We start from the raw sequence: 10,616 nt of genomic DNA, 5'->3' as shown, positions 1-10,616 counted from the left end.
CTGCCCGCCGCCCACGGGCGGCAGGCAGGCCGCGGAGGGGTGATGGCATGCGCGATCGACGTCGGTGGGCCGGCCGCTACCGGGCGCTGGGAGCGGGCTTGCGCCGCCGCCGGCGACGTGCTCGTGCACATGCCGCTGGCGAACCAGGCGCGAGCCTACGGCACGCAGATCGGTGCGGACTACGACTTCGCGCCGATGTTCGCCGAGGTCCGCGCCGTGTTGGAGGCCGCGGACCTGTCGGTCTGCCACCTCGAGGTCCCGCTGTCGCGGGACAACACCGACCTCTCGGGGTTCCCACTGTTCTCGGCGCCGCGCCAGCTCGCCGCTGGACTCGCGGCGGCAGGCTTCGACACCTGCTCCACCGCCTCCAACCACGCCGTTGACCGGGGCGGGGACGGGATGACGTCGACGTTGGACGCCCTCGACGACGCCGGCGTCAAGCACGCCGGCACGGCCCGCAGCGCCGAGGAGGCCGACCGCCCTCGACTGTACGAGGTCGCCGACGTCACGGTCGGCCACGTGTCGGCGACGTACGGGCTGAATGGTCTTGCGCTGCCTGCCGGCGAGCCGTGGCGGGTCGACCTGCTCGACCCCGACCACGTGCGTCGACCAGCGGCGGCCGCACGCGCCGCCGGGGCGGAGTTCGTCGTGGCGAGCCTGCACTGGGGGGAGGAGTACCGCCATGAGCCCACCGCGGGGCAACACTCGCTCGCCGAGATCTTGCTGGCCGACGGCGCCGTCGACCTCATCATCGGCCACCACGCCCATGTGCTGCAGCAAGTCGGGCGGCTCGCCGGCAGGCCCGTGGCGTTCGGCCTCGGCAATTTCCTGTCGAACCAGTCCGCCGCCTGCTGCGCCGCTGCGTCTCAGGACGGCGTGATCGTCCGCTTCGAGGTCGAGGAGGAGGCCCCGGGGGACTTCGTGGTGACGAGCACCGCTGCCGTGCCGACCTGGGTCGACCGCACCGCCTACACCATCGTGGACGTCCTGGCGGCGCTGGACGCGCCCGAGACGCCGGCCGACCGCCGGGCCCTGCTCGAGCAGTCACTGGCCCGGACGCGGGACGTGCTCACCACCCAGGGTGAGACGGTCGAGCTGGTCCCGGCCGAGCCCCCCGCCGACCCCGGACCGCTCGTCCAGTGGCCACCCGCAGGGGTGATGCAGTAGCTCAGCCCTCGGCGGGCTCCCCGCCCGGCAGACCGCGCAGCGGGGGTACCCGCGCGCCGCGCAGGAGCTCGATCACGTCCTCGTTGGACCAGCCGCGATCGAGCAGGGCGCGCGCGATGCGTGCCGGCCCGAGATGCGCGCCGCAGGTGGGGCAGTGGATGATCTGGGCCGTGTCGCCGGGCAGGTCGGCGCCGCAGAAGGGGCAGCCACCGGGAAGGGTGGTGTGCGTGGGTAGCGCCGGCGCGCCCGCATCGGCGAGGCCGTCGAGGTAGCCCTGTGCGTACTCCCAGTCCACGTACTCGTCGGGGCGGGGATCGAACGCCGGCTCGTGCACGGGGGTCTCACCCGACTCGAGCAGTGCGCGCAGGTTGTGCTCCAGCATCTGCCATCCGTAGAAGTGCTCCTCCACGCAGTCCTGGCAGAACATGCTCACGCCCTTGTAGCCCTCCGGCTCGAAGGCGTGGCGGAAGGCGGCGAGGTCGTCGAGATCCCGGCGGACGCGGGCTGCCTCCCGCCGATCCAGCGGCAGCGGTGGGTGCTCGGCCGGATCCTCGTCGTACTCGTCGTCGAACTCGTCCTCCATACCCTGCAGCCTAGCGGCAGGGGCGCCGCCACCGTGGCCGTGGGGCGACGCGGGCAGCGCTTGCCTGTCAGGTGCGCTGGTAGCATGGAGCCCTTCTTCCCCGGCACCCGCACCGGGTCCTTGCACGCCGGGTGCCCCATCGACACCGCGGAAGGTGAGGCCAGCGTGGCGGAGATAGAAATCGGCATCGGCAAGAGCGGGAGACGCGCCTACGGTTTCGACGACATCGCGATCGTGCCCTCTCGGCGCACCCGCGATCCCGAGGACGTCGACATCACCTGGCAGATCGACGCGTACGAGTTCGGGCTGCCCGTGCTCGGCTCGGCGATGGACGGCGTGGTGTCGCCGCGGTTTGCGATCGAGCTCGGTCGCCTCGGCGGGCTCGGCGTCTTGAACCTCGAGGGCCTCTGGACCCGCTACGAGGACCCCGACGCCGTGCTGGCAGAGATCGCCGAGCTCGCCCCGGAGGTCGCCACGGCCCGCATGCAGGAGATCTACAAGGAACCGGTGCGCCCGGAGCTGGTCGGCCGGCGTGTCGAGGAGATGAAGACCGCGGGCATCACGACGGCCGCGAGCCTCACGCCGCAGAAGGTCGAGCGCTTCCACGCGGCGGCGTTGGAGGCAGGCCTCGACATCTTGGTGATCCAGGGCACCGTCGTCTCCGCCGAGCACCTGTCGACCACCTCCGAGCCCCTGAACCTCAAGAGCTTCATCGCCCGCTACGACATCCCCGTGGTCGTGGGGGGCTGTGCCTCCTACTCGTCGGCCCTGCACCTCATGCGCACCGGTGCCGCCGGGATCCTCGTCGGTGTCGGCCCGGGCAACGCGTGCACGTCCCGCGGTGTGCTCGGCATCGGGGTCCCCCAGGCCACCGCGATCGCCGACGCGGCCGGTGCCCGCAGCCGCCACCTGGAGGAGACCGGCCGCTACGTGCACATCATCGCCGACGGCGGGATGCGCACGGGCGGCGACATCGCCAAGGCGATCGCGGTCGGGGCGGACGCCGTGATGCTCGGGTCGCCGCTGGCCCGCGCTACCGAGGCGCCCGGCGCCGGCTACCACTGGGGCATGGCCACCTTCCACCCGGACCTCCCCCGCGGCGCCCGGGTGCGCGTCGACCAGATCGGCAGCCTGCGGGAGGTCCTGCTCGGGCCCGCCATGGAGAACGACGGGACCGTGAACCTCTTCGGCGCCCTGCGAACGTCCATGGCCACGTGCGGTTACGCGAGCATCAAGGAGTTCCAGCGGGCCGAGGTCATGGTCGCCCCCTCCCTGCAGACCGAGGGCAAGTTCTACCAGCGCGCCCAGGGCATCGGCATGGGGCGCCGCTAGAGGATCGGAGATCCCATGGCCACCACGACGGTGCTGGTCCTCGCCGCGGACCTGTTCGAGGACACCGAGCTCCTCTACCCGGTCCACCGCCTCCGGGAGGAGGGCATCGCGGTGACCATCGCCGGGCTCACCGATGAGCCGGTGACCGGCAAGAAGGGCCACGGGCCCGTCCCGGTCGACACGACCGTGGAGGCGGTCGACGCCGCGGCGTTCGACGCCGTCGTCATCCCCGGCGGATTCGCGCCCGACAAGCTGCGCCGCTCGCGCACGGTCCTGGACCTGGTGCGGGCCTTCGACACCGCCGGCAAACCCGTCGCGTTCATCTGCCATGCCGGGTGGGTGCCGATCTCTGCGGGCATCATCAAAGGCCGGCGCGCGACCAGTGTCGACGCGATCCGCGACGACATGGTCAACGCGGGCGCCGACTGGGTCGACGAGGCCTGCGTGGTCGACGGCACCCTGATCTCCGCGCGCACCCCCGACGACCTCGGTCCCTGGATGCAGGCGCTGCTTGGCGCCCTGCAGACCGGGTAGCGGCGCGGAGCGCCCACCCGCCTCGCAGGGGATACGCGCACGCTGCTCGGGCTCACCGCCGCCGGATGGTGTAGCGCAGCGTCAGGAACGGCAGCCCGAACAGCCAGAAGGCGTGGTCGGCACGCAGCTCGCCGCTGTCGAGGTAGACCTGCAGCTCCTCACGCAACCCGCTGACGTCCAGGACGCTCAGCGCTCCGGTGCCGGCGGCCACGTGGGCGAGGTAGTGGCCGGGGTGGTGGCCCCCGCCGGTGGGCAAGGGCCTCGGACGCGGCCAGCGCGGCCGCCCCGGCGACCGCGGCCACAGCAGCCGCCTGGGCGCCCCGGTTCGCCCGCAGCGCGGCGCCCGCCGCGGCACCGATGGTCGCCGTCGACACCAGCTGGCTGCGGGTCGGCGACGTCGACCGGGCGACCGGCATCGTGTGCTCGCCTCTTCCTCAGGGGTCCCTCGACCGCCACGGTGACGGTCGCACGCGACCGCTGATCTGGCCAGGGGTCGTCCGACGGGGTCGTGTGGCCCGGCGACTGCCCCGGGTGTGTGGCCCGGCCAGGCCGCCACGTCCGACGGGGTCGTGTGGCCCGGCGACTGCCCCGGGTGTGTGGCCCGGCCAGGCCGCCACGTCCGACGGGGTCGTGTGGCCCGGCGAGTGCCCCGCGACCGCCTTGAGGTTGCTGGCTCAGTACTCGGGCAGCCCCTCGAAGGTGGTCGAGGCCTCCGCGTACAGCCTGACCGGGATGCGCCCGGCCCGGCGCGCCAGACGCCCGGCGCGCACGGCGGCGCGCATCGCCTCGGCCATGGTCGCCGGCTCCTGGGCACGGGTGACGGCGCTGGCCAGCAGCACCGCGTCGCAGCCGAGCTCCATGGCCAGGGTCGCGTCGCTGGCGGTGCCGATGCCCGCGTCGAGGATCACCGGCACGCCGGCGTGCTCGACGATCATCGCCAGGTTGGCGCGGTTGCGGATCCCGCCACCGGAGCCGATCGGCGAGCCGAGCGGCATCACCGCCGCGCAGCCCACCTCCTCCAGCCGCCGGGCCACCACGGGGTCGTCGCCGCAGTAGGGCAGGACCGTGAAGCCCTCGTCGACGAGCTGCTCGGCGGCGTCCACCAGCTCGACGGCGTCGGGCAAGAGGGTGCGCTCGTCGCCGATCACCTCCAGCTTGACCCAGTCGGTCGCGAACGCCTCACGGGCCAGGCGCGCCGTGGTCACCGCGTCGCGGGCGGTGAAGCACCCGGCCGTGTTGGGCAGGAGCCGGACCCCGCAGCGGTCCAGGACGTCGAGCACCGAGCCCTTGGACGCGGGATCCACGCGCCGCAGGGCCACCGTGGCCATCTCGGCCCCCGAGGCGACGAGGGCCCGCTCGAGCGCCTCCAGGCTCGTGGCGCCGCCGGTGCCCAGCACCAACCGGGAGCCGAACCGCACGCCGGCGATGACCAGGGCGTCGTCGTCACCCGCCGGCGCGGCCCCCCCCTGCATCGCGGCGAGCAGCTCCACCCGGTCGCCGTCGGCGAGCGTCGTGGTCGTCCACGCGTGGCGGGGGACCACCTCGCCGTTGACCGCGACGGCCACCCGGTCACCGGCCACCGTGGGGCCGTGCTCGGCGACGAGGTCGGCGACGCTGGTCCCGGGCGGCAGGGGGCGGGCCTGACCGTTGACGGTGACCGTCATCGGCGTGCCGCGACGGCGAAGCGCTCGGGGGCGAACGGCGCGATCCTCGCGGGGACGACGCCGGTCACCAGCAGCTCGGTGATCGCCTCGGCCGTCACCGGCGCGAGCAGGATCCCGTTGCGGTAGTGCCCGGTCGCGAGGATCAGCCCGTGGACGCCGGCGGCGGGGCCCAGCAGGGGGGCGTTGTCCGGAGAGCCGGGACGAAGCCCGACAGCGGTCTCGGTCAGCTCGTACTCGTCGATCCCGGGCAGGAGCTCCCAGGCGTCGCGCAGCAGCCGGCGCACCCCGCCGGCGGTGGCGGTGCGGTCGTGGCCCTGCTCCTCGACGGTGGCCCCGACCACCAGCCGGCCGTCCGCGCGGGCGACGACGTAGACGTCCAACCCCCGGATCGTCCTGCTCGTCAAGGGCGGCGCGCCCCCGCGGGGACGCAGGTGCAGCAGCTGCCCCTTCACCGGGCGCACCGGGGGGACCGCCGCCGCGGGCAGGCCGGCGATGGCGCCGGTGCCCGCACCGGCGGCCAGCACGACGCGGGGGGCGTGCAGGGCCGTGCCGTCCGCCAAGGTGACCCCGGCGGCCCGCTGGCTCGTCGTGCGCACCGCCGCGACCCGGCCCGGTGCCACCGCGACGCCGGCGCGGTCGACGGCGCTGCGCAGGGCGGTGACCAGCGCGCGGTTGTCGACCTGGTGGTCGCCCTCGACGAGGATCGCGCTGCGGGTGCGGGGTGCCAGCGCCGGTTCGAGCTCGCGGGCCGCGCGGCCGCGCAGCCGTGTCGTGGCGAGGCCGAGCTTGGCCTGGAAGCGGTGCAGCTCGTCCAGCACCGCGGCCTCGTCGGTGTCGCGGGCCACCAGCAGGGTCCCGCAGCGCCGGTAGCCCGTGTCGCGACCGGAGGCCTCGGTGAGCCCCGCCGCGAAGTCGGCATAGGCGGCGGCGGACGCGAGGTTCAGCTCGAGCAGCGCCTCCTCGCCGTAGTGCACCTCGGTCACCGGGGCGAGCATGCCGGCGGCGGCCCAGGACGCCGCGCGGCCCGGCCGGTCGTCGACCAGGGTCACCGCCAGCCCCGCCTGCGCTGCGCGCCACGCGATGGACAGGCCGATGACGCCGGCCCCCACGACGACCACGTCCGGCTGCGTCGCGGTCGGCATGGTCGAGCGGCTCCCTTCGCCGGCATGACCCGGCGGGTGGTAACGGTCGGTGACCCTGGTCACCCTCTCAGCCCCGGCGGGGCTCCCGTGTGCGTGCCCCCAGACTACCGAGCGCGCGGGCCGGGTCGCAGCCGTCGGGACAGCGGCGGGTACCCTGCGCTCTGGCGTCCTGAAGGGGAGCTCGATGACCGCGCCGCACGAGGATTACGACACTGTGCTGGTGGTGGACTTCGGCGCGCAGTACGCCCAGGTCATCGCCCGGCGGGTGCGCGAGTGCCACGTCTACTCCGAGATCGTGCCCGCGTCGATCACCGCGGCGGAGCTCGCCGCCCGCCGGCCCGCCGGGGTGATCCTGTCGGGGGGCCCGAAGTCGGTGTACTCGCCGGGGGCACCGACGGTCGATGCCGGCTTGTTTGATGCCGGCGTGCCGCTGCTGGGCATCTGCTACGGCCAGCAGCTGATGGCGGCGGCCCTCGGCGGCGAGGTCGCCCGCACCGGCCAGTCGGAGTTCGGCAAGACCGCCTTCACCGGCGTGGTGGACAGCGTGCTGCTCGCCGGTCAGCCGGCGGACCAGCGCGTCTGGATGAGCCACAACGACGCCGTGGTGGCCGCCCCGCAGGGCTTCCGGGTGATCGGGTCGACCGCCGCCACGCCCGTGGCCGCGTTCGAGGATCCCGAGCGCAGGCTGTTCGGGGTGCAGTACCACCCGGAGGTGACCCACACCCCGTGGGGCATGGACGTCCTGCGCGCGTTCCTCACCGCCACCGGCGCCCGGCCGACGTGGACGTCGCACTCGGTGATCGAGACGGCCGTCGAGGCCATCCGCGCGCAGGTCGGCGACGCGCAGGTGCTGTGCGGCCTGTCGGGCGGGGTGGACTCGGCGGTCGCCGCCGCGCTCGTGCACGAGGCCGTGGGGGAGCAGCTCACCTGCGTGTTCGTCGACCACGGCCTCCTCCGCCACGACGAGACGGCGCAGGTCGAAGAGGCCTTCGGGGCGCACTCGTCAGCCAAGCTCGTGACCATCAAGGCCGCTGACCGCTTCCTGGAGAAGCTCGCCGGGGTCACCGACCCGGAGCGCAAGCGCAAGATCATCGGCACCGAGTTCATCCGCGTCTTCGAGGAGGCCGCGCGCGAACATGCCGGCGACGCCGCGTTCCTCGTGCAGGGCACGCTGTACCCCGACGTCATCGAGTCCGGCCACGGGACCGCCGCGACCATCAAGAGCCACCACAACGTCGGCGGGCTGCCCGAGGACATGGCGTTCGAGCTCGTCGAGCCGCTGCGCTGGCTGTTCAAGGACGAGGCCCGCCGGGTCGGTGCCGAGCTCGGCCTGCCCGCCGACATCGTCCAGCGCCAGCCCTTCCCCGGCCCCGGTCTGGCGGTGCGGATCATCGGTGCGGTCACCGCCGAGCGGCTCGATCTGCTGCGGGCAGCGGACCACATCGTGCTCGACGAGCTGCGCCGCGCCGGCCTGGAACGCGAGATCTGGCAGTCCTTCGCGGTGCTGCCGACGATCCGGTCGGTCGGCGTGCAGGGCGACGAGCGCACCTACGGCCACCCGATCATCCTGCGGGCGGTCACCAGCGAGGACGCCATGACGGCCGACTTCGCCCGCATCGACTGGGACGTGCTCGAGCGCATCGCCGGGCGGATCATCAACGAGGTCCCCGGCATCAACCGGGTCGCCTACGACATCACCTCCAAGCCCCCCGGCACCATCGAGTGGGAGTAGCCCACGACCGCGGGCGCCGCGCGACCGCCCCCAGCGGGCACACCAAAGCCACGGATCACACGAGTGCACTCATCCCAGAAATGTCATTACATCCTTGTTTCTTTCCGTTCTTCAGCATAAGGTCGACGATCGAATCTGCACACAAACCAATCGAACAGGGATGAGACCGATGCTCCCACGTCCCATCCGCCCCCTGGGCGTCACCCGCACGGGCCGACCGCTGACGGTCGCCCTGGTGGTCCTGACGGTCCTGGTGGTCGCGAGCTCCGTGTCCCTCGCCGCACAACACCCCGTGGGCCTCGGGACGGCCGACAGCTTCGCGGTGCTGGCCGGCTCGACCATCACCAACACCGGGCCCACCACGATCACCGGCGACGTCGGCTTGCACCCCGGGCCCGCGGTGACCGGATTCGACTCCGTCACGCTGTCGGGCGAGCTGCATGTCGCCGACGCCGTCGCCGCCCAGGCCAAGGACGACCTGGTCACCGCCTACAACGACGCCGCCGGGCGGACCCCCACCGCCACCGTGGGCACCGAGCTCGGCAACCAGACGCTGCTGCCCGGCGTCTACCGCTCGGCGACCGGGACGTTCGGGATCACGGGGACGCTGACCCTCGACGCCCGGGGCAACCCCGACGCCGTCTTCATCTTCCAGACGGCTTCGACGCTCATCACCGCGTCCAACAGCGCCGTGAACCTCGTCAACGGTGCTGATGCCTGCAACGTGTTCTGGCAGGTCGGCAGCTCGGCGACCCTCGGCACGGGCACGTCCTTCAAGGGCACCATCCTGGCGCTGACCTCCATCACGCTCGACACCGGCGCGGTGATCACCGATGGCCGGGCACTGGCACGCAACGGCGCGGTCACCATGGACTCGAACACCATCACCCGCGCCGCCTGCGCCCCGACGCCCACACCGACGCCGACGCCGACACCGACGCCGACGGCGACGGCGACCCCCGCCCCCACCCCGACGGCGACCCCCGCCCCCACCCCGAGCCCGAGCCCGATGCCGACGCCCGGTGGGACGCCGCCGGGTGGGACGCCGCCGGGTGGGACGCCGCCGGGTGGGACGCCGCCGGGTGTGACGCCGCCGGGTGTGACGCCGCCGGGTGTGACGCCGCCGGGCACCAGCCCGCCGACCAGGATGGCGCCCCCCATCGGTGGTGTCCCAACCGGTGACGGTTCGACCGCAGGGTTCCAGGACGTGGGTCTGCTGGTCGTCGGGGCCGGCCTCCTCCTCGGCGCGGTCATCCTGCTCGTGGTGCGCCCGCCCCTCGCACGCAGGCCGCGGCGGTGAGCTAGCCGAGCCAGCGCAAAGGGAGGTGGACATGCACAACGGTCGCCGCAGACTCGGCACGATGCTGGCGGCGTTCGCGCTGTCGGCGGGTGGGACGGCTGCCATGACGGTCGCGGTCGCCTCCGACCGGCAGCCCCCGCCGGCACCACCCATGGCCGGCGTGCTCGAACCGCCCCTGACAGCCGGGGCAACCGCTCCCGACCCGGGCCCTGACCCGGCCGCCGACGAGACCGGCCCGACGCTCGTCCCGTCCGACCCCGTCGCGGTCGACATCCCTGCCATCGGCGTGCAGTCGGTGGTGGGCCAGGTGGGCCTCACCCCCGAGCACACCATGGAGGTGCCGGCGGGTGCGCACTACGACGAGGCGGCCTGGTACCGGCACTCCGCGACGCCGGGGTCGCCCGGCGCGGCGGTCATAGTCGGGCACGTCGACTCCGCCGCGCGGGGCCCATCGGTCTTCTTCGAGCTCGGTAGCCTCCTGCCGGGTGACGAGATCCTGGTGACGCGCGACGACGGCGTGACGGCGGTCTTTCGTGTGGAGGGGCTCGGCCGATACCCCAAGGACGACTTCCCGACGGCGCTGGTCTACGGCGACGGTGACCGGGCCCTGCTGCGGCTGGTCACCTGCGGCGGTGCGTTCGACCGAGCTGCCGGGACCTACCGTGACAACCTCGTGGTCTTTGCCAGACTGGTCGCCTCCCGGTCGTGAACCGAGCTTCGCCGTCGAGTCGAAATCCCCCAAATGGGGTTGGCAGCCCTTGAAGCCGACGCGTACCTTTGGCCACGTCGGTGTTGTTTGCCGGTATCTCGCCCATCGGCGAGGGCGTCGGATGTTGAGGAGAACTGATGCGCAACTGTCGGGGATGGGCCGCCCGTTCGGTGCTGACCGTCGGTGCTGCGGCACTGGCTGTGGGCGGGCTCCCAGCGGTCATGGCTGGCGCTACCGCTGAGGGGACCCCGCACCAGCTCGTGGTCGTCGAGCCCGCCCCCCCGGGGCCGCAGGCTGCCGAGCTGGCGCTGACGCCCGCTGACCCTGCGCCCTCGCAGCCGGTCTCGGGTCCGGACCCTGCGCCGGCGGCGCCGTCCCAGCCGGTGACCGTGCAAGAACCGGTCTCGGGTCCGGACCCTGCGCCGGCGGCGCCGTCCCAGCCGGTGACCGTGC

The 10,616-nt window shown here is 73.5% G+C and carries 11 protein-coding genes and 1 riboswitch; of the genes, 7 read left to right on the top strand and 4 right to left on the bottom strand.

The features are described 5' to 3' along the window. On the top strand, window positions 1–1,167 hold a 1,167-nt coding region (locus WD250_04085; protein MEX2619379.1), incomplete at its 5' end, for a CapA family protein. Between the two features lies 1 nt (window position 1,168). Here WD250_04085 and WD250_04080 read toward each other — a convergent pair. Beyond that, window positions 1,169–1,750, bottom strand: coding sequence for a DUF5319 family protein (locus tag WD250_04080; GenBank protein MEX2619378.1), 582 nt, complete (start codon window positions 1,748–1,750; stop codon window positions 1,169–1,171). Window positions 1,751–1,834: 84 nt separating this feature from the next. On the opposite strand from WD250_04080, the gene WD250_04075 reads away from it, so the two are divergent. Both WD250_04075 and WD250_04070 read left to right on the top strand, forming a co-directional pair. Next, the gene (locus tag WD250_04075; protein MEX2619377.1) at window positions 1,835–3,082 is read left to right on the top strand and encodes a GuaB3 family IMP dehydrogenase-related protein; all 1,248 of its coding nucleotides are present in this window, start codon (window positions 1,835–1,837) and stop codon (window positions 3,080–3,082) included. Between the two features lie 15 nt (window positions 3,083–3,097). Further along, entirely contained in the window at window positions 3,098–3,616 is a 519-nt protein-coding gene (locus WD250_04070; GenBank protein MEX2619376.1) for a type 1 glutamine amidotransferase domain-containing protein, read from the top strand. 52 nt (window positions 3,617–3,668) lie between these two features. Here the strand turns inward: WD250_04070 and WD250_04065 are convergent, their stop codons facing one another. From WD250_04065 to thiO, 3 genes are all read right to left on the bottom strand, one after another. Further along, window positions 3,669–3,872: a hypothetical protein gene (locus WD250_04065; protein ID MEX2619375.1), complete on the bottom strand. Its 204-nt coding sequence runs from the start codon at window positions 3,870–3,872 to the stop codon at window positions 3,669–3,671. A gap of 418 nt (window positions 3,873–4,290) precedes the next feature. Next, window positions 4,291–5,280: a sulfur carrier protein ThiS gene (thiS, locus tag WD250_04060; GenBank protein ID MEX2619374.1), complete on the bottom strand. Its 990-nt coding sequence runs from the start codon at window positions 5,278–5,280 to the stop codon at window positions 4,291–4,293. Further along, window positions 5,277–6,422, bottom strand: a complete 1,146-nt coding sequence (thiO, locus tag WD250_04055) for a glycine oxidase ThiO (protein MEX2619373.1) — start codon at window positions 6,420–6,422, stop codon at window positions 5,277–5,279. The genes thiS and thiO overlap by 4 nt, the downstream gene beginning before the upstream one ends. A 10-nt stretch (window positions 6,423–6,432) precedes the next feature. Beyond that, window positions 6,433–6,512: riboswitch (TPP riboswitch) on the bottom strand. Window positions 6,513–6,606: 94 nt separating this feature from the next. Here thiO and guaA point away from each other — a divergent pair. The 4 genes from guaA to WD250_04035 all read left to right on the top strand — a co-directional run. Then, window positions 6,607–8,154 carry a glutamine-hydrolyzing GMP synthase gene (guaA, locus tag WD250_04050; protein ID MEX2619372.1) on the top strand — a complete coding sequence of 516 codons (1,548 nt, stop codon included), beginning with the start codon at window positions 6,607–6,609 and terminating at the stop codon, window positions 8,152–8,154. Window positions 8,155–8,323: 169 nt separating this feature from the next. Next, the gene (locus tag WD250_04045; GenBank protein ID MEX2619371.1) at window positions 8,324–9,454 is read left to right on the top strand and encodes an ice-binding family protein; all 1,131 of its coding nucleotides are present in this window, start codon (window positions 8,324–8,326) and stop codon (window positions 9,452–9,454) included. A 31-nt stretch (window positions 9,455–9,485) separates the two neighbouring features. Further along, window positions 9,486–10,163 carry a class F sortase gene (locus WD250_04040; protein ID MEX2619370.1) on the top strand — a complete coding sequence of 226 codons (678 nt, stop codon included), beginning with the start codon at window positions 9,486–9,488 and terminating at the stop codon, window positions 10,161–10,163. A gap of 137 nt (window positions 10,164–10,300) precedes the next feature. After that, the coding region (locus WD250_04035) for a hypothetical protein (GenBank protein MEX2619369.1) at window positions 10,301–10,616 on the top strand (316 nt) is incomplete at its 3' end.

Source organism: Egibacteraceae bacterium (genome assembly GCA_040905805.1).
Taxonomy (GTDB): domain Bacteria; phylum Actinomycetota; class Nitriliruptoria; order Euzebyales; family Egibacteraceae; genus DATLGH01.
The sequence above is the reverse complement of the archived record's forward strand: the minus strand, read 5'-3'. Positions and strand labels throughout refer to the sequence as shown.